The organism is Streptomyces sp. NBC_00224, assembly GCF_041435195.1.
Taxonomy (GTDB): domain Bacteria; phylum Actinomycetota; class Actinomycetes; order Streptomycetales; family Streptomycetaceae; genus Streptomyces.
In genome coordinates this window covers 5969168-5992064 of the sequence record NZ_CP108106.1, presented here as the reverse complement: position 1 = coordinate 5992064, position 22897 = coordinate 5969168, and the positions used below count along the sequence as shown (strand labels likewise).

At 71.4% G+C, this 22897-nt stretch carries 21 protein-coding genes and 2 tRNA genes; 8 read left to right on the top strand and 15 right to left on the bottom strand.

The features are described 5' to 3' along the window. Positions 1 to 10: 10 nt before the first annotated feature. From def to OG965_RS26815, 8 genes are all read right to left on the bottom strand, one after another. A complete protein-coding gene (def, locus tag OG965_RS26850; protein ID WP_371654611.1) occupies positions 11 to 643 on the bottom strand; it encodes a peptide deformylase in 633 nt (210 codons plus the stop codon). 246 nt (positions 644 to 889) lie between these two features. Further along, positions 890 to 1879, bottom strand: a complete 990-nt coding sequence (locus tag OG965_RS26845; RefSeq protein ID WP_371654610.1) for a tetratricopeptide repeat protein — start codon at positions 1877 to 1879, stop codon at positions 890 to 892. Positions 1880 to 1993: 114 nt separating this feature from the next. Beyond that, positions 1994 to 3271: an HD-GYP domain-containing protein gene (locus OG965_RS26840; RefSeq protein ID WP_371654609.1), complete on the bottom strand. Its 1278-nt coding sequence runs from the start codon at positions 3269 to 3271 to the stop codon at positions 1994 to 1996. Further along, the gene (locus OG965_RS26835; protein ID WP_371654608.1) at positions 3268 to 4650 is read right to left on the bottom strand and encodes an HD-GYP domain-containing protein; all 1383 of its coding nucleotides are present in this window, start codon (positions 4648 to 4650) and stop codon (positions 3268 to 3270) included. Before OG965_RS26835 ends, OG965_RS26840 begins: the two co-directional genes overlap by 4 nt. A gap of 180 nt (positions 4651 to 4830) precedes the next feature. Next, the gene (rsrA, locus tag OG965_RS26830) at positions 4831 to 5124 is read right to left on the bottom strand and encodes a mycothiol system anti-sigma-R factor (protein WP_371654607.1); all 294 of its coding nucleotides are present in this window, start codon (positions 5122 to 5124) and stop codon (positions 4831 to 4833) included. Continuing rightward, the gene (locus OG965_RS26825; RefSeq protein WP_371657071.1) at positions 5121 to 5765 is read right to left on the bottom strand and encodes a sigma-70 family RNA polymerase sigma factor; all 645 of its coding nucleotides are present in this window, start codon (positions 5763 to 5765) and stop codon (positions 5121 to 5123) included. Before OG965_RS26825 ends, rsrA begins: the two co-directional genes overlap by 4 nt. Positions 5766 to 5994: 229 nt before the next feature. Beyond that, positions 5995 to 6672, bottom strand: a complete 678-nt coding sequence (locus tag OG965_RS26820) for an alpha/beta family hydrolase (protein WP_371654606.1) — start codon at positions 6670 to 6672, stop codon at positions 5995 to 5997. A 255-nt stretch (positions 6673 to 6927) separates the two neighbouring features. Continuing rightward, positions 6928 to 7749, bottom strand: a complete 822-nt coding sequence (locus tag OG965_RS26815) for an SOS response-associated peptidase (RefSeq protein WP_371654605.1) — start codon at positions 7747 to 7749, stop codon at positions 6928 to 6930. A gap of 49 nt (positions 7750 to 7798) precedes the next feature. Between OG965_RS26815 and OG965_RS26810 the strand changes: the two genes are divergently transcribed. The 4 genes from OG965_RS26810 to OG965_RS26795 all read left to right on the top strand — a co-directional run bounded on the left by OG965_RS26810 (position 7799) and on the right by OG965_RS26795 (position 11278). Continuing rightward, on the top strand, positions 7799 to 8503 hold the full coding sequence (locus OG965_RS26810; RefSeq protein ID WP_371654604.1) for a M50 family metallopeptidase: 705 nt from the start codon (positions 7799 to 7801) through the stop codon (positions 8501 to 8503). Between the two features lie 26 nt (positions 8504 to 8529). Beyond that, positions 8530 to 9855 (top strand): 3-phosphoshikimate 1-carboxyvinyltransferase, encoded by a 1326-nt coding sequence (aroA, locus tag OG965_RS26805; protein WP_371654603.1) that lies wholly within the window; start codon positions 8530 to 8532, stop codon positions 9853 to 9855. A gap of 15 nt (positions 9856 to 9870) precedes the next feature. Beyond that, positions 9871 to 10884, top strand: a complete 1014-nt coding sequence (gene rsgA / locus OG965_RS26800; RefSeq protein ID WP_371654602.1) for a ribosome small subunit-dependent GTPase A — start codon at positions 9871 to 9873, stop codon at positions 10882 to 10884. Positions 10885 to 10954: 70 nt separating this feature from the next. Then, a complete protein-coding gene (locus OG965_RS26795) occupies positions 10955 to 11278 on the top strand; it encodes a multidrug efflux SMR transporter (protein WP_329401624.1) in 324 nt (107 codons plus the stop codon). Between the two features lie 123 nt (positions 11279 to 11401). Here OG965_RS26795 and OG965_RS26790 read toward each other — a convergent pair whose 3' ends face one another. Next, on the bottom strand, positions 11402 to 12040 hold the full coding sequence (locus tag OG965_RS26790) for a TetR/AcrR family transcriptional regulator (RefSeq protein ID WP_371654601.1): 639 nt from the start codon (positions 12038 to 12040) through the stop codon (positions 11402 to 11404). Between the two features lie 182 nt (positions 12041 to 12222). Here OG965_RS26790 and hisN point away from each other — a divergent pair, with 182 nt between their 5' ends. Then, entirely contained in the window at positions 12223 to 13023 is an 801-nt protein-coding gene (gene hisN / locus OG965_RS26785; protein WP_371657070.1) for a histidinol-phosphatase, read from the top strand. Positions 13024 to 13236: 213 nt separating this feature from the next. After that, positions 13237 to 13638 (top strand): cyclic nucleotide-binding/CBS domain-containing protein, encoded by a 402-nt coding sequence (locus tag OG965_RS26780; RefSeq protein WP_371654600.1) that lies wholly within the window; start codon positions 13237 to 13239, stop codon positions 13636 to 13638. Positions 13639 to 13727: 89 nt separating this feature from the next. Here the strand turns inward: OG965_RS26780 and OG965_RS26775 are convergent, their stop codons facing one another. Continuing rightward, complete coding sequence (locus OG965_RS26775; RefSeq protein WP_371657069.1) at positions 13728 to 15197, bottom strand: catalase; 1470 nt, start codon at positions 15195 to 15197, stop codon at positions 13728 to 13730. Between the two features lie 127 nt (positions 15198 to 15324). Between OG965_RS26775 and OG965_RS26770 the strand changes: the two genes are divergently transcribed. Then, the gene (locus OG965_RS26770) at positions 15325 to 15741 is read left to right on the top strand and encodes a Fur family transcriptional regulator (protein WP_371654599.1); all 417 of its coding nucleotides are present in this window, start codon (positions 15325 to 15327) and stop codon (positions 15739 to 15741) included. 108 nt (positions 15742 to 15849) lie between these two features. On the opposite strand, the gene OG965_RS26765 is transcribed toward OG965_RS26770, so the two are convergent. The 4 genes from OG965_RS26765 to OG965_RS26750 all read right to left on the bottom strand — a co-directional run bounded on the left by OG965_RS26765 (position 15850) and on the right by OG965_RS26750 (position 21016). Beyond that, a tRNA-Met gene (locus tag OG965_RS26765) sits at positions 15850 to 15926 on the bottom strand. Between the two features lie 89 nt (positions 15927 to 16015). Beyond that, positions 16016 to 17776, bottom strand: a complete 1761-nt coding sequence (locus tag OG965_RS26760) for a sel1 repeat family protein (RefSeq protein ID WP_371654598.1) — start codon at positions 17774 to 17776, stop codon at positions 16016 to 16018. 225 nt (positions 17777 to 18001) lie between these two features. Continuing rightward, positions 18002 to 18075: transfer RNA gene (locus tag OG965_RS26755), tRNA-Met, on the bottom strand. 46 nt (positions 18076 to 18121) lie between these two features. Next, entirely contained in the window at positions 18122 to 21016 is a 2895-nt protein-coding gene (locus OG965_RS26750; protein WP_371657068.1) for a UPF0182 family protein, read from the bottom strand. Between the two features lie 126 nt (positions 21017 to 21142). Between OG965_RS26750 and OG965_RS26745 the strand changes: the two genes are divergently transcribed. Next, a complete protein-coding gene (locus OG965_RS26745) occupies positions 21143 to 21709 on the top strand; it encodes a PPA1309 family protein (protein WP_371654597.1) in 567 nt (188 codons plus the stop codon). Positions 21710 to 21804: 95 nt separating this feature from the next. Here OG965_RS26745 and OG965_RS26740 read toward each other — a convergent pair whose 3' ends face one another. Continuing rightward, positions 21805 to 22893 carry a PDZ domain-containing protein gene (locus tag OG965_RS26740; RefSeq protein ID WP_371654596.1) on the bottom strand — a complete coding sequence of 363 codons (1089 nt, stop codon included), beginning with the start codon at positions 22891 to 22893 and terminating at the stop codon, positions 21805 to 21807. Positions 22894 to 22897: the final 4 nt, after the last annotated feature.

Genomic DNA, 22897 nt, shown 5'->3' with positions numbered 1-22897 from the left:
GGGGTGAGCGTCAGGCGTTCGGGACGACCTCGTAGCGCGGGGTGCCCTCGGCCATCTGCTTCAGCGCGTCCTTGCGGTCGCGCTTGGAGAGGCGGTCGATGTACAGGTACCCGTACAGGTGGTCCGTCTCGTGCTGGAGGCAGCGGGCGAAGTAGCCGGTGCCGCGCACCTTGATCGGGTTGCCCTCGGCGTCCTGGCCGCTGACCTCGGCGTAGTCGGGGCGGGCCAGCTCGGCGTAGGCCGTCGGGACGGACAGGCAGCCCTCGTTGGACTCGTCCAGGACCCGGCGGTCGGCCGGCAGCTCCTGAAGGACCGGGTTGCACACGACGCCGACGTGGCGCACGCCCTCGTCGTCCATGCAGTCGTAGACGAAGACCTTGAGGTCGACGCCGATCTGGTTGGCGGCCAGGCCCACGCCCTCGGCGGCGCGCTGGCTGGCGAACATGTCGTCGATCAGCTGCGCGAGCTCGCCGTCGAACGCGGTGACGTCCTTGCACTCCTTGTGGAGCACCGGGTTGCCGACGACCGTGATCGGCCGGGCGGTGCCACGCGCGCGGTACGCCTCCTCGCGCTCCTCGCAGTCCTCCGTGTCGACGACGAACCCGTCGTTCGCGACCTGCTGGTCCGTCTCCTGCTGCGACATGTCCGCCGTACGCCTTCCTGAAAACCCGATTCCGAACCCGTACAGCCTAGGGCCTGTCCGGCGGATCTGGTCGGCTTCGGCCCTGGGTGGGCTTTCGGTGCTGGTGAGCGGGGGTCTGGCGCGTCCAGCTGCAAGGCGGAGGAGGGCGTCGACGCGGAGCGTCGGCAACCGACGACAACGCCGCAGATGGGCGTGCCAGACCCCCGCGTGCCGACCAGATCCGCCGGACAGGCCCTGAGGGCACGGTCAGCAGACTTCTTCGAGATCCCGCCACTCGCGGCTGTCCGGGCTGTCCGCGACCCAGCCGTCGAGCAGTCCGCGCACCAGGCCGGGCGGCGCCGCGATGCCGCATTCGCGCTCCGGCACCCACAGGTCCCCGGCCGTGCGGTGGCCCAGCGGGCCCGGGTGGCCCGGCTCGCTGTGGTCGTGCGGGTCCAGGTGCTCGCCGTCGCCCTCGTCGCTGGGCATCCGCGACTCCGAGCAGGCCCGGCACAGCAGCCGCACCGACGAGGACCAGTCCTCGGCGGCGAAGCCCGCGTCGGCCGCGAGCCGCTCAAGGGCGTCCCGGTCGGCCTCGGTGGCGGCCTCCAGGAGCACCACCCAGGTGGGCACCGGCGAGGGCGCCCAGAGCTCGATCTCGTCGAAGACCGGGAAGGAGGGCCCGGCCGCGACCGTCCGCTCGCCGTGCGGCACCCCGTCGTGCAGGACCACCTCGCCCCAGCGCCGCCCGGAGGACGGCAGCGGGATCGACAGGACCTCGATCCGCGCCGGGTCCAGCCTGCGGCCCCACACCACCTCGGCCTCGCCCTCGGGCGAGAGCCGCACGGCCGCGCTGCCCAGCTCCATCCCGGACGGCTCGGCGGTGCCGGTGGCGGTCTCCTGGTAGCCGCGCACCTTGAGGCCGTACGCCTGCCAGGCGCGGCGGGCCAGCGGCCAGTCCTGGAGCGCGGTGGCGGCGATCCCCACGTTCCACCAGTCGGGGGCCCCGGTCTCCTTGTCGAGCAGCGCTACGGCCCGCAGGCCCGCGGCCCGCGCCTGTTCCCAGTCGTGCCGGAACTTGTGGAGCAGCGCCAGGTTGAACCAGGACTCGGAGAGCCACGGTTCCAGGTCCGCGGCGCGCGTCAGCAGCGCGCCGGCGTCCTCGTACCTGCCGTCGCCGATCAGCGTGAACGCACGGTCCGTGGCCTGCCGCCACGAGGCGGAGGGCCGGTGCCGTCCCTTGCCGAAGATCCTCACGATTCCCGCCTGCCCAGACCGACCTGCCTCCGAGCCGGTCTTACGGTCTCCCAGTTTTCTGGGTTCTTTCGCATCCAACCATGCCCGGCCGGAAGGCCGCTCATTACTCCTGGGTTACCCAGGTGACACCAGGGTCAGACAGCCCCTGGCCAGGACGCGTGCGAGTGATTCGACGACCTCGGGCTGGTAGTCCCGGCCGGTGCCGAGCCGCAGCTGTTCCAGGGCGCTCAGGGAGCTCCCTGGGCCGCCCGGGGAGCCCGCCAGATCGTCGTAGGCGTTGACGGTTCGCACGATCCGGGCGGGCAGCGGCTGCTCGCGGTACGGGTCGGCCTGCCGCTCCACGATCACCGCGACCTCGGCGGGCACCCCGGTCTGGCGCACCACGGCCCCGCCGAGCAGGGCTATCCGGCGCTGCTCGGCGGCGGGCAGCGGCGCGGTGGCCCCGGCGGGCACCGGGTCCACCAGCGAGAGCTGCCCGATGTCGTGCATCAGGGCCGCGTACTCAAGGACGGTCAGCTCGGGCTCGGAGAGCCCCAGCTCGCGCCCCACGGCCCGGCTGAGCACCGCGACCCGGCGGGCGTGGCCCGGCTGGGTGTACCCGGCGATCTCGGTGGCCCGGGCGAGCGAGGTGATGGTCTGCCGATAGGTGGTGCGCACCGCCGCGTACCGCCGGAAGGCCAGCTGGGTGAGGAGCAGCGGCACACAGAACAGCGGCAGCGCCCACAGCCCCGCCACGGCGACCGCGAGCGCGATGACGGCCCCGGTTGCGCAGACCGCCGAGCCGACGCCGAGCAGCGCGCGCAGCTCGTCGCGGAGCAGCGGGCCGTACGGGAAGGAGGTGCGGGCGCGCAGCAGCGCGGCGGCGACGACCGCGTCGCACAGCGCGGTGAGCACGAGGACGAGGAGCAGGAAGAGCGCGTAGTACGGGCCGTGCCCGACCCACAGCTCCAGCGTGCCGGAGTTGTAGAGCGGCTGGAAGCAGGCGGCGGCGAAGGCGACGGTCAGCACCCGCCGGGCCACCTGGTCCAGGGTCGGGCCCCGGCCGAGGGCCACGTGCGGGACGGCGCCGACCAGGGCGGCGGCGAGGACGACGGCGACGGCCTGGAGGACGCCGTGGTGGGTGGCGTGCCCGGCGTTCTGGCCGAGCAGGGCGTACGCGAGGGCGCCCGCCGAGCCGAGCGGCGCGGACTCCCGCGCCGTGCCCTCGCCGGCCCGGTCCCCCCAGCGGGCCAGCTCCCCGACGGCGACGAGGCCCCCGAAGGCGAGCGCGACCCCGGGCTCGACGACCCCGTACCAGAGGGTCCAGGCCAGCGCCCAGACGGTGAGCGCGGCGGCGGCCCCGTACACCCCGGCGACGGTGACCGGCAGCGGACGCGCCTCGGCGGGGCTCATGCGTGCCCGGCCGGGGCGGCGTCGCAGGCCGGGACGTTTCCTCGTCCGGTGCCCCCGCCCCGGTCCGGCTCGTCCGCCGTCACCGCGGGGTGCCAGCCGTGCCGGTCGAGCGCGCGCACCAGCGCCCGCACGATCGCGGGGTCGAACTGGCGGCCCGCGCACCGCTCCAGTTCCTCGACCGCCGCCCCGACCGGCCGGGCGCGGCTGTACGAGCGGGTCGAGGTCATCGCGTCGAAGGCGTCGGCGACGGCGACCACCCGGGCGAACTCGGGGATCTGCGGACCTGCCAGGCCGTACGGATAGCCGCTGCCGTCGAGCCGCTCGTGGTGGTGCAGGATCGCGGCGCGCGCCTCGCCGAGGAAACCGATCCCGCGCACCATCTCGTGGCCGTACTCGGGGTGCAGCTCGATCACCGCGCGCTCCTGCGGGGTGAGCGGCCCGTCCTTGCGCAGCAGCCGGGTCGGCACCCCCAGCTTGCCCACGTCGTGCAGGATCCCGGCGAACCGCAGCACCTCCAACCGGCCCTCCTCCATGCCGAGTTCGCGGGCGATCAGCACGGAGGCGAGGCCGACGCGCTCGCTGTGGCCGCGCGTGTAGGTGTCCTTGATGTCGACGGCCTGCACCAGGGCCCGGATGGTGGCCTGGTGGGCGGCGTGCTCGCGGTGGTACTGGGCGAAGACCCAGCACGAGATGTACATCGGCAGCAGCACCAGGAGGGCGGCGGGCGGGCCGTACGGGCTGCGCCAGAGCACGGCCATCATCAGCCCGGCGAGCCCGTGGACGCAGTACGGGGCCAGCGAGCGCAGCAGCAGCCCGCGCCAGGCGGTGCGGGCGGGCAGCCGCTCGGCGGTCCACAGGATCAGCCCGTCCAGCGCGGCCAGGACCGCGCAGAAGACCAGCGCGGCGGCCCCGGCGGGCAGCAGGACGTACGGGAAGTCGGGGGCGAGGGCCGCCGGGGTGCCGCCGAGCGACGCGCGTCCGCCGAGCCGTTCGTGCACCTCGGCGGCGGCGCCCACGGCGAGCGCCAGCTGGGCGGCGCGCCAGACGCGGCGTGGGGCCCGGGGCGGCTGCTCGACCCGGCCGAGGAGCGCGCCGGGGACGGCGGCCAGCGCGGCGGCGGCGGGCGGCAGCAGGAACGCGGCGGCGAGCAGGACAGGGAAGAAGGAGCCGGAGCCGGTCGGGACGGTGACCCGGCCGACAAGGAAGGGGCAGCGCGCGGGCCATTCGCAGAGCGCGTACAGACCGGCGAGCAGCCCGAACGCGCCCCAGGGGACGCTTCCACGCGCCACGGGTAACGCGCACGCCCCGGCGGCCACCACGGCGCCCAGCAGAACGGCACGCGCCCCCCAGGGCAGGGTCCGCCGCTGCGGTCCGTCCATGGCACGCCTCCCTCCTGCTCCGGATCGGGAGGATAGGCCCGCGCGGGACGGCAAGTAGGCGCATTGTCGGATTGAACCGTTTCGGTCCCGCCGGATTAGCACCTTCGAGTGACGCCCGGGGAACGGAAAAAGGACCGCGACCTCGGTCGCGGCCCTTCCGTGCGTGGCTCTGTCCCCGCGTCAGCTCTCGGTGACGATGTCCTGGTCCGGCACGGCCTGCCCGGACCTGATCAGGTCGATCCGGCCCATGACCTTGGACCGCAGATCGGCGGGGACGTCGTCCGACCCGCAGCACCGCTTGACCAGCTTCTTCACGGCCTGCTCAAGCCCGTACTTCTCCAAGCACGGCGAGCATTCCTCGAAGTGCACCTCGAACTTGTTGCAGTCGCTGTCGGGCATCTCGTGGTCGAGGAACTCGTAGAGATGGTCCAGGACCTCAGAGCAGTCCGTCTCGTGCGGCTCTCCGCAGCTCATGAGCCCGAGCCTTTCGCTTCGTCCGACTCGCCGGCGCCGGCCGGGACGAGCCCGCGGTCACGGGCGTAGTCCTCCAGCATTCCGCGCAGTTGGCGGCGGCCCCGGTGCAGCCGGGACATCACCGTACCGATGGGTGTACCCATGATGTCCGCGATCTCCTTGTACGCAAAGCCCTCTACGTCCGCCAGATACACGGCGATACGGAACTCCTCGGGGATCGCCTGGAGCGCTTCCTTCACATCGGAGTCGGGCAGGTGGTCCAGCGCCTGCGACTCGGCCGACCGCAGTCCGGTCGACATGTGCGACTCCGCGCGCGCGAGCTGCCAGTCCTCGATCTCCTCGGCGGCGCTGCGCTGGGGTTCGCGCTGCTTCTTCCGGTACGAGTTGATGAAGGTGTTGGTGAGAATCCGGTAGAGCCAAGCCTTGAGGTTGGTGCCCTCCCGGAACTGGTGGAAGGATCCGTACGCCTTCGCGTAGGTCTCCTGCACCAGGTCCTCGGCATCGGCGGGGTTGCGCGTCATGCGCAGCGCGGCCGAGTACATCTGGTCGAGGTAGCCGAGGGCATCCCGCTCGAAGCGCGCGTTTCGCTGGGCGGTCGACTCTTCCGCGTGGTCGTCGTCGGTCCCTGTGACCGGACCCACCTCCTCGAACGGTGTGGCGAGTCCGAAGCTGGACCCACTCGAATCGGAGGATAGACGACGATCCGGTCCGCCCGCCGCTCGAATAGGAGCGGTCTTCGCCGCCGACAGCACCGTCCACTCCAGGTCGGAGGCGCGCGAGCGGCTGGGGCAGATGGTCGAACCCATGCGACGGACTCCCTCTCCACGAAATACCAGGCCTACGGATGTTTACGTCCGTTGTTTACGTCCGTCACAACAGCGGTCCGGTACCCGGCATTCCCGGAAGCGCGGCGGCCCACCGCCCCACCGCGTCGGTGATGATCCCCAAGGCCTCGTCCTGGCCGAGGGAGGCGCGCTTGGGGACGGCGAACCCATGGTCCCCAAAAGGCACTTCCACGAGCTCGTACGTGTGCTCCTCCCCCTCCGGAAACTCCTCGGGCCGCCCGAACGGATCGTTCCCGCCCTGTACGACGAGGGTGGGCACCCCGGCGCCGAGCAGCTCGTCCGCGCGGGACTTCTCGGGGCGGCCGGGCGGGTGCAGCGGGAAGCTCAGCGCGAGCACGGCGTGCGCGCCGAGCTCACCGGCGGTCCGGCAGGCGACCCGGGCCCCGGCGCTGCGCCCCCCGGCGACGACGGGCAGCCCCGGCGCCGCGAGGGCGGGCCACACGCCCCGCCACCCCACGTCGAGCGTCTTGGGCGCGGGCGCCACTTTCTTCCCGGCGACGCGCCAGGGCTGCTCGACGAGGGCGACGCTGACGCGGTGCGCGGGCAGCGCGGCGGCGATGGCTTGAAGATCCCGCGCTTCGACGCCTCCACCGGCGCCGTGCCCAAGAGCGAGAACGAGCCGGGCGCCCGCGCCGCGATACCAGGTGATCCGGGCGTCCCCGGCGGGCGTCTCGATGAGCTGGGTCTGGGTCACGGCTCCCATCCTGCCGGGCGGAGCCGCGTCTACGGGGCTGCCCGTCCGGGGGCGTGTTCCTTCTCCGCGGGCCGGTGGGGGCTGGTCGCGCAGTTCCCCGCGCCCCTGAAGGCAGAAGGGGTCCGGCCACGTCGCAGCCCCTCCGGGAGCGGGGCAGGGGCCGCAGGCCCCGCCCTTCAGGGGCGCGGGGAACTGCGCGACCAGCCCAAGCCGACCCGCAGACGAACAGGGGGTCCGGGGCGCAGCCCCCGGGAGAACCACCTCCTAGAACAGCGTCGGCTCCTCCGGAGCCTCCCGTTCCTCCACCAGCTCCGGCCCGTTGTTCCGCACATTGCTGACCGCCGTCGAAACCGCGTACGCCCGCATCAACCCCTCCGGCGGCGCCGAAAGCAGCCCCCGAAGCTCCTCCACACCCGTAAGGGACGGATCCAGCCAAGCCGACCACCGCGCCGACGGCAGCATCAGCGGCATCCGGGGATGGATCGCCGCCAGCGACGACGGCCCCGGGGACGGAGCGACACCCAGCGGCCCCGTCTCCGCCTCGGTCGTGATCACCGAGCACGTCGCCCACCAGGCCCCGGGATGGTCGTCCGGCAGCGAACGGTCGCGCCAGAACTCGTACAGCCCGGCCATGGCGAGCACCGACCCGTCCGCGGGCGAGATGAAGTACGGCTGCTTGCGCGCCCGCTTCTTCTTGCCCTCGACCTCCAGCTCCCGCTCGTCCGCCCCGGTGACCCACTCGTAGTAGCCGTCCGCCGGGATGATGCAGCGGCGGGCCGCGAAGGGCCGGCGGTACGACGGCTTCTCGTGCACCGTCTCCGCCCGCGCGTTGATCATCCGCGCCGCCCCCTCGGGCGAGCTCGCCCAGGACGGCACGAGCCCCCACTTCAGCTTGCGCAGCTGACGAACCGGACGGCGGTCGTCCGCGTCTTTCAGTGGACGCTCAAGGACCGCGTAGACCTCTTTGGTCGGGGCCACGTTCCAGTCGGGCGCCAGCGTCTCCTGCGGATCCGGGTCCCACTTCTCTATTTCAAAGATTTCCGCGAGATCCTCGGGACCACGACTCGCTGCATACCTCCCACACATGACAGTCACACTGCCACGCGGCAGCCGATCAAGAGGAGCCGTCCCGGAAATGGCCGACGAAATGCCCGACCTGCACATCTTCGGCACCCAGGCCGCACCCGCCCACTGGCTGGTAATCGTCACCGGGATAGCCGCCCTCGCCGTCGTCCTCCCGCACGGCGTCTGGCGGGTCTCGCGCAACGCGATCACCATCGCCCACGAGGGCGGCCACGGCCTGGTCGCGCTGCTCACGGGCCGCCGCCTGGACGGCATCCGGCTGCACTCCGACACCAGCGGCCTCACGGTGAGCCGGGGCCGCCCGACCGGCCTCGGCATGATCCTGACCGCCGCCGCCGGCTACACCGCTCCCCCGCTGCTCGGCCTCGGCGGCGCCTGGCTGCTCGCCGCCCACCACGTCACCCTGCTGCTCTGGCTCGCCACCGCCCTGCTGCTGGTGATGCTGGTCATGATCCGCAACGCGTACGGCGTGCTCACCGTTGTCCTCAGCGGCGCCGCCTTCCTGCTGGTGTCCTGGCTGACCTCGCCCGATGTGCAGTCGGCCTTCGCGTACGCGGTGGTGTGGTTCCTGCTGCTCGGAGGCGTACGGCCGGCCTTCGAGCTCCAGGCCAAGCGGCGCCGGCACAACAGCGGCGAGTCGGACGCGGACCAGCTCGGGCGGCTCACCCACGTACCACCGGCGCTCTGGCTGTTCCTCTTCCACGCCGTATCGATCTGCTCGCTCATCGGCGGTGGACGGTGGCTGCTCGGACTCTAGGTTCTCCCCCCACTAAAGTGAGGGCCATGACCGAAACGCCCGTGCACCCCGCCCTCTGGCCCGCCCCCGTCGCTAGCGGAGCCGTCGACGCGACGGTCACCGTGCCCGGATCGAAATCGGTCACCAACCGTGCCCTGGTGCTGGCTTCGCTGGCCGCCGAGCCCGGCTGGCTGCGCCGCCCCCTGCGATCCCGCGACACCCTGCTGATGGCCGAGGCGCTGCGCGCCCTCGGCGTCGGCATCGAGGAAGGCGTCGGCCCCGACGGCTCCGGCGAGGCCTGGCGCGTGATCCCGGCCGGTCTGCACGGCCCCGCCACGATCGACGTCGGCAACGCCGGTACCGTCATGCGCTTCCTGCCCCCCGTCGCCGCCCTCGCCGACGGCCCCATCCGCTTCGACGGCGACCCCCGCTCGTACGAACGCCCCCTCAACGGTGTGATCGACGCGCTGCGCGCGCTCGGCGCCCGCATCGACGACGACGGCAGGGGCGCGCTCCCGCTGACCGTGCACGGCGGCGGCGCCCTCGACGGCGGCCGGGTCCGGATCGACGCGTCCTCCTCGTCCCAGTTCGTCTCCGCCCTGCTGCTCTCCGCGCCCCGCTTCAACCAGGGCGTGGAGGTGCGGCACACCGGCGCCTCGCTGCCGTCCATGCCGCACATCCGGATGACCGTCGACATGCTGCGCTCGGTCGGCGCGCAGGTGGACGAGCCGGAGACCGGCGGCGAGCCGAACGTGTGGCGGGTCTCGCCGTCCGCGCTGCTCGGCCGCGATCTCACCGTCGAGCCGGACCTCTCCAACGCCCAGCCGTTCCTGGCGGCCGCCCTGATCACCGGCGGCAAGGTGACCATTCCGGACTGGCCGGAGCGCACCACCCAGCCGGGCGACCAGCTGCGCCGGATCTTCACCGAGATGGGCGGTTCCTGCGAGCTCACCGACCGGGGCCTGGTGTTCAGCGGCTCCGGCTCGATCCACGGCATCGACGTGGACCTGAGCGAGGTCGGCGAGCTCACCCCGGGCATCGCGGCCGTCGCGGCGCTCGCCGACTCGCCCTCGACGCTGCGCGGCGTGGCCCATCTGCGGCTGCACGAGACGGACCGCCTGGCGGCCCTCACCAAGGAGATCAACGAGCTCGGCGGCGACGTCACCGAGACCGCCGACGGTCTGCACATCCGCCCGCGCCGGCTGCACGGCGGCATCTTCCACACGTACGACGACCACCGGATGGCCACGGCCGGGTCGATCATCGGCCTCGCCGTCGAGGGCGTCCAGATCGAGAACGTGGCGACGACCGCGAAGACCCTGCCGGACTTCCCGCGGATGTGGACCGGGATGCTGACCGGGGCCGGAAACTGAGCGGGGCCTGAGCAGATGCGCCGTTACGGCAAGAACCCCGACGAGGACGACATCCGGGTCCGCCCCAACCGCAAGGGCAACCGTCCCCGCACCAACATCCGCCCCAAGCACGAGGACGCCTCGGAGGGCATGGTCCTCACCGTCGACCGGGGTCGGCTGACCTGCCTCGTCGGGGACCGCACGATCCACGCCATGAAGGCCCGTGAGCTGGGCCGGAAGGCGGCGGTGGTGGGCGACCGGGTCATGATCGTCGGCGATCTGTCCGGCGACAAGGACACCCTGGCGCGCATCGTGCGCATCTCGGAGCGCAGCTCGGTGCTGCGCCGCACGGCCGACGACGACGACCCGTTCGAGCGGGTGATCGTCGCCAACGCCGATCAACTGGCCATCGTCACCGCGCTCGCCGACCCCGAGCCGCGCCCGCGCATGATCGACCGCTGTCTGGTCGCGGCGTACGACGCGGGTCTCTCACCGCTGCTCGTGCTCACCAAGTCGGACCTCGCCCCGCCGGACGAACTCCTGGAGATGTACGGGACGCTGGGCGTCCCCCATGTCGTCACCTCCCGCGAGGAGCTCTACAACGGCGACGCGGCGGGCCGGGTGCGCGAGCAGCTCGACGGCAAGGTCACCGCCTTCGTCGGCCACTCCGGCGTCGGCAAGACGACGTTGGTCAACGCACTGGTCCCGGAGGACCGCCGCCGGATCACCGGCCACGTCAACGCGGTCACCGGCCGCGGCCGCCACACCACCACCTCCGCGCTCGCGCTGCCGCTGGCCAGCGAGCACGGCGGCTGGGTGATCGACACTCCGGGCGTACGGTCGTTCGGCCTGCACCACGTCGACCCGTCCCGGGTCATCCTCGCCTTCCCGGATCTGGTGCCCGGCACCGAGAACTGCCCGCGCGCGTGCAGCCACGACGAGGCGGAGTGCGCGCTCGACGCCTGGGTGGCGGAGGGGCACGCCGACCCGGCCCGGCTGTACTCGCTGCGCCGGCTGCTCGCCAGCCGGGAGCGCCACGAGGGCGACTGACGGGCGCCCCGTGCATAATCGCATCCAGCATTGACGAGCAGTCACCTATGCGTTGCGGGAGGCACTGGACATGGCGTGGCTGCTGGTGGTGGTCGCCGGAATCCTGGAGACCGGGTTCGCCGTCTGTCTCAAACTGTCGCACGGCTTCACCCGGCTCGGCCCGACCATCGCCTTCGCGGCCTTCGCGCTCGGCTCGTTCGGTCTGCTGACCCTCTCCCTGAAGAAGCTGGACGTGGGTCCGGCGTACGCGGTGTGGACCGGCATCGGCGCGGCGGGCACCGCGATCTACGGCATGGTCTTCCTCGACGACGTGGTCTCCACGCTGAAGCTGGTGTCGATCTCGCTGGTGATCGTGGGCGTGATCGGCCTCCAGATCTCGGGCTCGGCGCACTGACGGGTACCTGAGCGGACCGCGGGCCCCTTCAGGGGCGCGGGGCTGTGACATGTGCGGCTCCGCCGCGTGGGCGCGACCAGCCACAGACAGCCCGCGGCCGACGAACCCGTTTCCAGCGGAGACTCACGGCACCGGCCGCATCGGCGTGCGGGCCAGCATCGCGCGGACCTGGGCCGCGTGCCCGCCCCCGCCGTGCGCCCCGGGCGGGCCCGGATCCGGCGCCATGACGTACGACAGGGCGAGCCGCACCACCGTCTCGCAGCAGCGCGCCAGCTCCACCGGCTCCACCGCGGGCAGTTCCTTCTCCAGCGCCGCGAGCGAGCGGTCCCGTACCGTCGCCACCAGCTCGGACGGACCCGGAACCCCGGCGTCCGCACGCCGTTGCGCCGGCATGGGCGAGTGCGCGCCGAATGTGCGGTGTGCGCGCGGGGCGGGCAGCCGCTCGCCCCAGCAGCCGGTGAGCAGCGCCCGGATCAGCGCGCTGGTGCGGGCCGAGCGCACGGTCCACTCGGCGAGCGCGACCAGCCGGTCGGCCGGGACCGCCCGTTCGGCGAGGACGCGGTCGACCCCGCGCAGATAGACGTCGGCCTCGCGCCGCACCAGGGCGCGGGCGAGGCCCTCCTTGCTGCCGAACTCGTTGTAGAGCGTCTGCCGGGACACCCCCGCGGCGGAGGCCACGTCCACCATCCGCACCGCCGACCAGGGCCGTGTGGAGAGCGCGGAGAGAGTCGCGTCCAGTAAGGCTTCTCGCGCTGTGGGCATCGCGCCTCCCCGGGCCGATGGGGGTCCCCCCTGCGCCGTGAGAGCTTGGGGGAGGCTGTCCTCAGGGTTGACGCGTGCCCCGGCACTGTCAATAGCCGGGTCGGGCGGTACGGGTACACCGGCCGGTGTCCGCATCCCGGGCCATGTGGTCGCCGGAGGTGCTGGTCTATACGGTGGTGGCCATGCCCGACTACCACGATGATCTGCGTCTCGCCCACGTCCTCGCGGACGCCGCCGACGCCGCCACGATGGACCGGTTCAAGGCGCTCGACCTGAAGGTCGAGACCAAGCCGGACATGACGCCGGTGAGCGAGGCCGACAAGGCCGCCGAGGAGCTGATCCGCGGCCATCTCCAGCGGGCACGGCCACGGGACGCGGTCCTGGGCGAGGAGTACGGCCTGGAGGGCACGGGTCCGCGCCGCTGGGTGATCGACCCGATCGACGGCACCAAGAACTACGTGCGCGGGGTGCCGGTCTGGGCGACGCTGATCTCGCTGATGGAGGCGGGCGAGGGCGGCTACCGGCCGGTGGTCGGCGTGGTGTCGGCGCCCGCCCTGAACCGGCGCTGGTGGGCCGCGAAGGGGCACGGCGCGTACACCGGCCGCAGTCTGTCGCAGGCGACCCGGCTGCGGGTCTCCAGCGTGTCGCGGCTGGCGGACGCGTCGTTCGCGTACTCCTCGCTGAGCGGCTGGGAGGAGCGCGGCAAGCTCGACGACTTCCTGGATCTGACCCGGGCGTGCTGGCGCACGCGCGCGTACGGCGACTTCTGGCCGTACATGATGGTCGCCGAGGGGTCGTTGGACATCTGCGCCGAGCCGGAGCTGTCGCTGTGGGACATGGCGGCGAACGTGATCGTGGTGCAGGAGGCGGGCGGCGTCTTCACCGGTCTGGACGGCCGGGAGGGCCCGCACAGCGGCAACGCGGCGGCCTCCAACGGCCTGCTCCACGACGAGCTGCTGAACCACGTGGGCACGGCGGACTGAGGCGCGTCCCCGGCGCGGTCGCGCGGCTGAGGCGCGAGAGGGGCGTGGGTCGTACTTTTACGCGCCCCTCAACTGACCTCTACCACCCTCTTGTTGACGCGCAAGCCTGATGCAACTCTAGGAGTCCCCCCACTTGTGAACTTGTGAATCCGTTCTCGTTACCCCGTACTTCCGTACGGGGCACGGGGGTTCACCAAGGAGGTGGCTCCATCCATGCTCGTCCGTGACGCCATGAGCACGGTGGTCCTCACCATCGGACCCGCGCACACCCTCCGCCAGGCGGCCCGGCTGATGGCCGCGCGCCGTGTCGGAGCGGCCGTCGTCCTCGACACCGACACCAGCGGGCTCGGCATCCTCACCGAGCGCGACATCCTCAACTCCCTGGGCCAGGGCCAGGACCCGGACCGCGAGACCGCGAGCACGCACACCACCACCGACGTCGTCTTCGCGGCGCCGGGCTGGACCCTGGACGAGGCGGCCGACGCGATGTCGCACGGCGGCTTCCGGCATCTGATCGTCCTCGACGGGGACGGTCCGGTCGGCGTGGTCTCGGTCCGGGACATCATCCGCTGCTGGGCCCCCGGCCGCCGCCACCCGGCCGAGCTGGTCGGCTGAGCTGGTCGGCTGAGCGCGCACGCGCAGAGGGCCGGGCCCCCGCGGGGATCCGGCCCTCTGACTGCCTACGACAAGCGATCCAGTGCTGTTCAGCCGCGCAGGGCCTGGACCGCGGCCTCCAGCCGCTTGCCGAAGTCTGCGTCCGCCTTGCGGAAGTTGTCGATCGCGCGCTCGGCGATGTCGTCGCGCGAGACCTTGGCGATGAAGCCGGAGAGGTTCTCGATCAGCCGGGCCTTCTCGTCCTCGGAGTACATCCGGTAGAGGTTGCCCGCCTGGACGAAGTCGTCGTCCTCGGCGTGGACCGGGGCCGCGTGGTTGCCCGTCGCGTCGGTGACCGCAACCGGCTGCCACAGCGGACGGTCCGTCTGCCGCGGGCCGCCGAAGCTGTTCGGCTCGTAGTTCTTCGCGCCCTTGTGGCGGCCGTCGTAGAGATAGCCGTCGCGGGAGTTGGTGCGCGCCTCGGTGGCGTGCGGGCGGTTCACCGGCAGGTGGTCGGCGTTGATGCCGACGCGGTAGCGGTGCGCGTCGCCGTACGCGAAGAGGCGGCCCTGGAGCATCTTGTCCGGGGACGGGCCGATGCCGGGCACGAAGTGCGCCGGGCTGAAGATGGACTGCTCGACCTCGGCGAAGATGTTCTCCGGGTTGCGGTTGAGCTCCAGCTTGCCGATCTCGATCGGCGGGTAGTCCTCGTGCGGCCACACCTTGGTGAGGTCGAACGGGTTGAAGCGGTAGCCCGCGGCGTCGGCGGCGGGCATGATCTGCACCTGCACCGTCCAGCTCGGGAACTCGCCGCGCTCGATGGCCTCGCGCAGGTCCCGCTGGTGGCTGTCCGGGTCCTCACCGGCGAGCTTGTTGGCCTCGGCCTGGGTGAGGTTCTTGATGCCCTGGTCGGTCTTGAAGTGGTACTTGACCCAGAAGACCTCGCCCGCCTCGTTGTTCCACTGGTACGTGTGCGAGCCGTACCCGTTCATGTGGCGCAGCGTGGCCGGGATGCCGCGGTCACCGAAGAGCCAGGTGACCTGGTGCGTCGACTCGGGGCTCAGACCCCAGAAGTCCCAGACGTTGTCGGCCTCCTGGGAGCCCGTGTACGGGTCGCGCTTCTGGGTGTGGATGAAGTCGGGGAACTTGATGGCGTCCTTGATGAAGAAGACGGGGGTGTTGTTCCCGACCAGGTCGTAGTTCCCCTCCTCCGTGTAGAACTTCAGCGCGAAGCCGCGCGGGTCGCGCACGGCGTCGGCCGAGCCGAGGTTGCCCGCGACGGTGGAGAAGCGCAGGAACGTCTCGGTCTGCTTGCCGACCTCGGAGAGGAACTTCGCGCGCGTCCACTGCGAGACGTCACGGGTCAGCGTGAACGTGCCGTACGCACCCGCGCCGCGCGCGTGGACTATGCGCTCCGGGATGCGCTCCCGGTTGAAGTGCGCGAGCTTCTCCAGGAGCAGCTGGTCCTGGAGAAGCACCGGACCGCCGACGCCAGCGGTCTCGCTGTTCTGGTTGTCGGCCACCGGCGCGCCGGCCTCCGTGGTGAGCGGTCCCTGCGTCACGTGCGCCTCCTGCGTCATTACCTGCAAGTCCTGTCCCTTGGCGTTTGCCGTTTCCGATCCTACAATGGACATTGTCTAAGTCAAGTGACCATCCAAAGTCACACCCGTTCGGGATACCGCTCCCCCGGCTGTTAGGCTGGCCCTTATGAGTGACCTGTTGGAACGACTTCGCGGACGCGGCTGGCGTATGACCGCACAGCGGCGCGTCGTGGCCGAGGTCCTCGACGGCGATCACATGCACCTGACGGCGGACGAGGTCCACGCGCGCGCTGTGGCCAAGCTCCCCGAGATCTCCCGCGCGACCGTCTACAACACGCTGGGCGAGATGGTGACGCTGGGTGAGGTCATCGAGGTCTCCACGGACCGCCGCGCCAAGCGGTACGACCCGAACGCGCACCAGCCCCACCAGCACCTGGTCTGCGCACGGTGCGGCGCGATCCGCGACGTCCACCCCACGGGCAACCCGCTCTCCGACCTCCCCGCGACGGAACGCTTCGGCTTCACGATCTCGGACGTAGAGGTCACCTACCGGGGGATCTGCCCGAACTGCGCGACGGCCTAGAGCGGCCGACGGGGGGCGGCGCTCCGCGCCGCGCTTCCCTGCCACCGCGCCCCCTGCGGGAACATACGAAACAGGGCCCGGATCCATTGGATCCGGGCCCTGAATACTTGGTAGCGGGGACAGGATTTGAACCTGCGACCTCTGGGTTATGAGCCCAGCGAGCTACCGAGCTGCTCCACCCCGCGTCGGTGAACCCAACAGTACGTCACCCCGCCGACCAGCGCAAACCCGATTGGCGCAACCCCGCTTGCGCGGCGCCCGAGCCGTCGGGCGCCTACGCCGTCAGCTCCTGGTGCAGCGCCTCCCGCAGCCGCGCCGCCCGCTCCGCCACCTCCGCAGGCCCCAGCTCCACGGCTCGGGCGCACCACCGCTGCCCCTCGGCCAGCTCCCCGCACCGCGCGGCGAGCAGCGCGAGGCGCAGCGCCGCGCGCCCGTGCCCCGCGTTGGCGGCCCGGGTCCACCACAGCGCGGCCTCCCGCTCCCGCCCCTCGCGGGCGAGCAGCAGTCCGAGGTTGAAGGCGCCGTTGCGGCTGCCCGCCTCGGCCGCCTCCCGGTACCAGCGCGCGGCGCCGTCCTGGTCGCCCCGGGCCGCCGCGAGCATGCCGACGCGGACCTGGGCACGCCGGTGCCCCTGCCCGGCCGCCCGCTCGTACCACTCCTCGCACTCCGTCTTCTCGGCCACCGGCTCGCCGAGCACCGGCGCGCCCGGCGGCGGCTGGCGCGCGTCGAGCACGGTGGCGAGCCGGAACGCCGCCTCCGCACTGCCGCCGCCGGCGGCGCACCGCAGATGCCGCTCGGCTGCCGCCTCCTCGCCGTCCCTGAGCAGCGCCATACCGACCTGGAGGGCCGCCTCGGTGTGCCCGGCCGCCGCCGCCCGCTCGTACCACTTGAGGGCGGCGTGGTCGTCGTCGCGGCTGGCGAAGAGGATGCCCAGGTTGAAGGCCGCATCCACGCTGCCCGCCTCGGCCGCCTTGGAGAACCACGGCTCGGCGCCGGTCGCGTCGCCGGCCTGGAGCAGCAGTACGGCGAGCGCGTTGGCCGCCTCGCGGTGCCCCGCGTACGCGGCCCGCCGGTACCACTGCTCGGCCTGCGCGGTCCGCTCCTGGGCGGCGCAGAGCAGCGCCAGGTTGTACGCCCCGTTGTCGTCCCCGGCGTCCATCGCCGCCCGGTACCAGCGCTCGGCGGTCTGCGGCTCGCCCCGGGCGGCGTGCAGCGCGCCCAGCGCGTTGGCGGCGTTGCCGTCGCCGTCCTGGGCGGCCCGCAGCCACCACACGGCCGCGCTCTCCTCGTCGCCCGCGTCCCGCAGCAGGAACCCGAGCGCGCAGGCCGCCTTGGCCTCGCCATCCTTGGCCGAGGTCAGATACCAGCGCCCGGCCTCCTTCAGCTCGCCGCGCTTCTCCAGGATCGCGCCGAGGTGCAGCGCGGCCCGCCGGTGGCCGCGCGCGGCCGCCTGGCGGTACCACTGCTCGGCCTCGGCCGCCCTGCCCTCGGCATCCGGCTCCGCCTCGACAGCGATGTCAGGCTCGCCGCCGTCGTGCTCGGCCCGCTGGTCGATGAGCCGGGCGAGGCGGTACGCGGCCTCCCGGTGGCCCTGCTCGGCGGCGGCGCGCAGCCAGCGCTCGGCGCCCACGTCACTGCGGTGTTCCAGCAGGTCCGCGAGGGCGTACGCCCCCAGCGCATGGCCCTGCTCGGCGGACTGGCGCAGCCAGTACTCGGCCGCCGGCTCGTCACCGCGCTCGCGGTAGTGCCGGCCCAGCGCGTGCGCCGCGGCGGCGGAGCCCGCGACGGCGGCGATGCGCCACCATCCGGCCGCCTCGTCGGCGTATCCGCGCTGGTGCAGCAGCACGCCCAGGTTGTTGGCCGCGGCGCGGTCTCCCTCGGCGGTGGCGCCGCGCAGATAGGGCTCGGCGCTGTCGAGGTCGCCGCGGCGCAGCAGCAGGGATCCGAGAACGCTCATGGACGCGGCGTCGCCGCTGTCGGCAGCACGCCGGTGCCGTGCCTCGGTCTCGGCATCGGCGGCGTCATCGGAGCGCATCCGCGCAAACCGCCCTGTCTCCAACAGAGTTGCCCTGTCCCCCATAAATACCATCGTCGCACCACCCGCAACCGCCGTACACCTGGTATACCGCAGCCAGTGAGGTCACTTCAGCGTTTTGTCGACATGCCCACAGAGAGATAAGCCAAACGCAGCAGAGGCACATCCGGACGCACAAATCGACGAGGGCCCGGATCCTGATGGATCCGGGCCCTCGTCCGTGAGTAGCGGGGACAGGATTTGAACCTGCGACCTCTGGGTTATGAGCCCAGCGAGCTACCGAGCTGCTCCACCCCGCGTCGGTGAATACAACGTATCACGACGCGGAACGGAGCCTTGACCGGTTTACCCGCCGCCGGTGGTTCCGCCGGTGGACCCCTTGGCCTTGGACTCGGCTTCGGCGGCCCGCTGCAGCGCCGCCTGGAGCTCCTGCTGAGCCTTGCCGTACGCCGCGAAGTCGCCCTTCTGCAGCGCCTTCTGGCCGTCGTCCCATGCCTTCTGGGCGTCCTTGATGGCCTGCTCCACCGTGGCGTTCGTCCCGGTGGACGGTGGCTTGGTGGTGTCCGTCGGCGGCTTGGTCGCGGGCGGCTCGGAGCCGTCCACGCCGAACACCGCGTTCAGCGCCTGCGCCAGGGTGTCCTTGAAGACGGTCTTGTCCCCGTAGGAGACGCCGACCTTCTTCAGGAGCGGGTAGTTGGCGGAGCCACCGCGCGCGTACACCGGCTCGATGTACAGGAACCCGCCGCCCAGTGGCACGGTCAGCAGATTGCCGTAGTCGATCTCGGAGTCGCTGCCGCGCAGGTTCCGTACGAACTCGGCGACCTCCGGCAGACCGTTCAGCTTGCTCTGCACCTGTTGCGGGCCCTGGACGTTGTCCGTGACTCTGAGCAGTCTGATCGTGCCGAAGTCCTTGCTCGCCGCGTCCGCGTCGATCGCCATGAACCCGCCCAGGTTGGGCCGTCCGTTCGGCGTGAACGTCGTGGTCAGGGAGAACTTCTTCCCCTGCGCCTCGGCGCCCGGCATCTTCATCGACAGGTAGTACGGCGGAACCGCGACGCCGTCCTTGTTGGTCGGGTCGTCCGGCACCTGCCAGGCGTCACTGCCGCTGTAGAACTGCGCGGGGTTGGTGACGTGATAGCGGGTGAGCAGCTCGCGCTGGACCTTGAACATGTCCTGCGGGTACCGCAGATGGGCCAGCAGCTCCGGAGAGATGTCGGTCTTCGGCTTCACCGTGCCCGGGAACGCCTTCATCCAGGTCTTCAGGACCGGGTCCTTGGTGTCCCACTGGTACAGCGTGACCGTGCCGTCGTACGCGTCGACGGTGGCCTTCACCGAGTTGCGGATGTAGTTGACCTGGTTCTGCTGGGCCACCACCGCGCGCTGGCGGGTGGTCAGCGAATCCGCCGTCGTCTCACCGAGCGTCGTACGCGAAGCGTAGGGATAGCCGTTGGTCGTGGTGTACGCGTCGACGACCCACTGGATCCGCTTGCCGATCTTGGCCGGGTAGGGGTCGCCGTCGATGGTCAGCCACGGGGCGACCGCCTCCACGCGCTGCTTCGGGGTGCGGTTGTAGAGGATCTTCGAGCCTTCTCCTATGGCTCCCGAGTACAGGATCTGCGGCTCGCTGAAGGCCACCGCGTACGCGGCGCGGTTGAAGGGGTTGGAGAGGTTGACCCCGCCCTTGCCCTTGAAGCTCGTCGTCTCCTGGCCCTTGCCCTCGGCCTCGTAGTCGAGCTCCTTCTGCGGACCGCCGACGATCGAGTACTGCTCGGTCTTCTCGCCGTAGTAGATCCGCTGCTCGTAGTCGCCGAGCTGGCCGGTGGTGGGCAGTCCGGACTGGGTGAAGTCCGGGGAGCCCGTGGAGTCCACGCTGGTGCCCTTGGCCGCGATCACGCCGTAGCCGTGGGTGTAGGTGAAGTGGTCGTTGATCCAGTTGCGCTTGTCGATGCCGTTGAGGTTCAGCTCACGCAGACCGACGACCGTGTCCTGCTCCTTGCCGTCCTTGTCCGTGTAGCGGTCCACGTCCAGCGGTACGGCGAACTGGTAGTACTTGCGCTCCTGCTGGAGCTGTTGGAAGGCCGGGGTGACGACATTGGGGTCGATCAGCCGGTAGCTGGCGGCCGTGTCGGCGTCCGCGCGCAGCTTGGCGTTGTCCTCCGCCGCGGTCGTCCCCTTGTAGTCCTTCACCTCGGTGGCATCGATGCCGTACGCCTTGCGCGTGGCGTCGATGTTCTTCTGGATGTACGGCGCTTCCTTGGCCTGCTCGTTCGGCTGGACCTGGAACTTCTGGACGATCGCCGGGTAGAGCCCGCCGATCAGGATCGCCGAGAGGACCATCAGGCCGAAGCCGATCACCGGAAGCTGCCAGGTGCGGCGCCACAGCGTCGCGAAGAAGAGCAGCGCGCAGATGACGGCGATGCAGAAGAGGATCGTCTTCGCCGGCAGATAGGCGTTGGCGTCCACGTACCGCAGGCCGGTCCAGTTGCTGCTGGCCTTGAAGTCGCTGGACTTCACCGCCAGCCCGTACCGGTCGAGCCAGTACGCCACGGCCTTCAGGGCGACGAAGACGCCGAGCAGCACCGACAGGTGCCCGGTGGCCGCGCCGGTGGCGCGTGCGCCGGGGCTGGTGATCCGCAGCCCGCCGTACAGGTAGTGCGTGAGGGCGGCGGCGATCAGGGACAGCACGGTGGCCGCGAAGCCGAAGCCGACCAGGAACCGGTACCAGGGCAGGTCGAAGGCGTAGAAGGACACGTCCAGGTGGAACTGGGGGTCCTTCTGCCCGAACGGCACCCCGTTGACCCACAGCAGCCAGGTGCGCCACTGCCCGGAGGCGGAGGCTCCGGCGATCAGGCCGACGAGCGCGGTGATGCCCAGGAGCAGCCACTTCTTGAACGGGGCGATGCCCATCCGGTAGCGGTCCAGGCTCTGCTGCTCCAGCGACATCGCGCTGAGCGGCGGACGCAGCCGGTGCGCCAGCCAGATATTGAGGCCGACGGCCACGGCCATCAGGAGGCCGAAGACCGAGAACAGGCCGATCTTGGTCCACAGGGTGGTGGTGAATACGGACGAATAGTGCACCGATCGGTACCAGAGCCAGTCCGTCCAGAACCCGGCGAACATGACGAACACCATGGCCAGCACGGCCAGGATGCCCAGTGTCATGAGCAGGGTCCGGACCCGGCGGGACGGCCGGCCGACTCTGATCCGTGGCCCGGACGGGCCTCCGCCGCGGTCCGGCATCTGGAAAGCCAAGGTGCGCACCTCGAAGTTAGCTGTCGATTGAGCAGGCCCCGCGATCGTAGAGCCCACTCATGCAACTTACTGAGGCTTTACTCAGTTCCCGATCCCGGGGTGAAAGAGGGCAGGATGTTGCTCATGTCCAACGTTTCCCCCTCCGGCCCCCCGATGGCCGCGAGCCCCCTCACCCGCGCAGTGCTGGAAATCGACGAGTACGCGTCCGGTCTCGGCTGGGACCAGCCGGCCCGCCTGTTCGCCCTCGTCGACACGGCCAAGCTCCGTACCCAGGAGCCGGGACTCGCCTCCCAGCTCGGCCTCGACCAGGGCGACGCCGCCGCCCCGCTGACCCCGATCGAGCAGGACGAGATCCCGGCCGGCCGGGCCCTCGACGACTTCCTCGGCACCATCGCCTGGCCGGCCGCGGTGGTCGGCTGCGCGCTGACCGTGGAGCGCCTGATGCTTCCGCCGTCGGCCGAGACGTCCGTGCCCGAGGGCATGAACGACAAGCAGCTGGCGAAGTGGGTGGCCAAGCACCCGGACCGCCAGGAGGTCCGGATGACCGTGGCGGTGCTGCGCGACGGCGCCCGCGAGTCGGCCGTACGGCTGCGCGAGAAGGACTCGCCGACCGAGGTGCTCACCGGCGCCGGTCTGGTCCCGGGCCTCGCCGAGGCGCTGGTCGCGACCTTCGCCGAGTAACACGCGGTACTGACGCTACGAGACGGGTGCGCCTGCGCGCGCGTGGTGCGGGACGCACTCTCGCGACACCTCCACGCGCGCGTGGGCGCGGCCGGTCACTTCGCCGAGCAGCTCGGCAGACCGGCCGTGTCGCCCTTGCGGAGCTTCTCCAGCGCCTTGGTCGCGTCGTCGATGGTGGAGACCTTCACCAGGGTCAGCCCACTGGGCGTGTCCGAGGCGGCCGCCGCGCAGTTCTCGGCGGGCGTCAGGAAGTAGCGGGCGCCCGCGCCGCGCGCGCCGATCAGCTTCATCTCGATGCCGCCGATCGGGCCGACCTTGCCCGCGTCGTCGATCGTCCCCGTACCGGCGATGAACTTGCCGCCGGTCAGATCGCCGGGCGTCAGCTTGTCGACGATGCCGAGGGCGAACATCAGCCCCGCGCTCGGGCCGCCGACGTCCGCGAGCTTGATGTCGATGTTGAACGGGAAGGTGTGGTCGGTCCCGGCCTGGATCCCCACGATCGCCCGGTCGCCTTCCTTGGCCTTCTCCGTGGTGATCGTGACGTTCTCGGTGCCCTCGGGCTCCTTGCCCGCCTTCTCCGCCGCGGCCGCCTCCTTGGCCGGGACGACCGCGAAGACCACGTTCTGGCCCGGGCGGTGCTTGGTGACCAGCTTCGCCACGTCGGCCGGCTCCTTGACGGGCGAGCCGTCGACGGACTTGATCACATCGCCCGCGTGCAGCTTGTTCTCGGCCGGGCTGCCCTTGACCACGGACGCCACGATGACCCAGGACTTCACCGGGATCTTCAGCTCGTTGAGCGCGGCTACCTTGGCGCTCTCCTGGGACTGACTGAACTCCTCGGCGTTCTCCTGCGAGGACTGCTCCTCGGTCTTGCCGTCGGGGTAGAGCGTGTCGTGCGGCACGACCTTGTTGTCATGGGCCAGCCAGCCGTAGACGGCCTCGACCAGGTTCATGTTGTAGTCCGCACCGGTGACCCTGACCGTCGTCATGTTGAGGTGGCCGGTCGTCGGGTAGGTCTTGTGCCCGGAGATCTGCAGCACGGGCTCGCCACGCGCCTCGCCGAGAGTGTTCACCGTGGGGCCGGGCGACATCTCCGAGTACGGCACTTTGATGAGGACGCCTGCGCAGAGCAGCGCGATCAGGATCAAGGTGGAGGCGAGCATCGTCGCGGTGCGGCGTGGCATGGAA

Coding starts and splice junctions, on each gene's coding strand:
- OG965_RS26835 (WP_371654608.1), bottom strand. CDS start 4,650: ATGGACGGACCGCAGCGGCGGACCCTGCCCTGGGGGGCGCGTGCCGTT.
- OG965_RS26740 (WP_371654596.1), bottom strand. CDS start 22,893: ATGCCACGCCGCACCGCGACGATGCTCGCCTCCACCTTGATCCTGATC.
- OG965_RS26745 (WP_371654597.1), top strand. CDS start 21,143: ATGTTGCTCATGTCCAACGTTTCCCCCTCCGGCCCCCCGATGGCCGCG.
- OG965_RS26795 (WP_329401624.1), top strand. CDS start 10,955: ATGGCGTGGCTGCTGGTGGTGGTCGCCGGAATCCTGGAGACCGGGTTC.
- OG965_RS26840 (WP_371654609.1), bottom strand. CDS start 3,271: ATGAGCCCCGCCGAGGCGCGTCCGCTGCCGGTCACCGTCGCCGGGGTG.
- OG965_RS26820 (WP_371654606.1), bottom strand. CDS start 6,672: ATGGGAGCCGTGACCCAGACCCAGCTCATCGAGACGCCCGCCGGGGAC.
- OG965_RS26780 (WP_371654600.1), top strand. CDS start 13,237: ATGCTCGTCCGTGACGCCATGAGCACGGTGGTCCTCACCATCGGACCC.
- OG965_RS26790 (WP_371654601.1), bottom strand. CDS start 12,040: ATGCCCACAGCGCGAGAAGCCTTACTGGACGCGACTCTCTCCGCGCTC.
- OG965_RS26760 (WP_371654598.1), bottom strand. CDS start 17,776: ATGCGCTCCGATGACGCCGCCGATGCCGAGACCGAGGCACGGCACCGG.
- OG965_RS26815 (WP_371654605.1), bottom strand. CDS start 7,749: ATGTGTGGGAGGTATGCAGCGAGTCGTGGTCCCGAGGATCTCGCGGAA.
- OG965_RS26750 (WP_371657068.1), bottom strand. CDS start 21,016: ATGCCGGACCGCGGCGGAGGCCCGTCCGGGCCACGGATCAGAGTCGGC.
- OG965_RS26770 (WP_371654599.1), top strand. CDS start 15,325: ATGAGTGACCTGTTGGAACGACTTCGCGGACGCGGCTGGCGTATGACC.
- OG965_RS26810 (WP_371654604.1), top strand. CDS start 7,799: ATGGCCGACGAAATGCCCGACCTGCACATCTTCGGCACCCAGGCCGCA.
- def (WP_371654611.1), bottom strand. CDS start 643: ATGTCGCAGCAGGAGACGGACCAGCAGGTCGCGAACGACGGGTTCGTC.
- hisN (WP_371657070.1), top strand. CDS start 12,223: ATGCCCGACTACCACGATGATCTGCGTCTCGCCCACGTCCTCGCGGAC.
- rsrA (WP_371654607.1), bottom strand. CDS start 5,124: ATGAGCTGCGGAGAGCCGCACGAGACGGACTGCTCTGAGGTCCTGGAC.
- rsgA (WP_371654602.1), top strand. CDS start 9,871: ATGCGCCGTTACGGCAAGAACCCCGACGAGGACGACATCCGGGTCCGC.
- aroA (WP_371654603.1), top strand. CDS start 8,530: ATGACCGAAACGCCCGTGCACCCCGCCCTCTGGCCCGCCCCCGTCGCT.
- OG965_RS26775 (WP_371657069.1), bottom strand. CDS start 15,197: ATGACGCAGGAGGCGCACGTGACGCAGGGACCGCTCACCACGGAGGCC.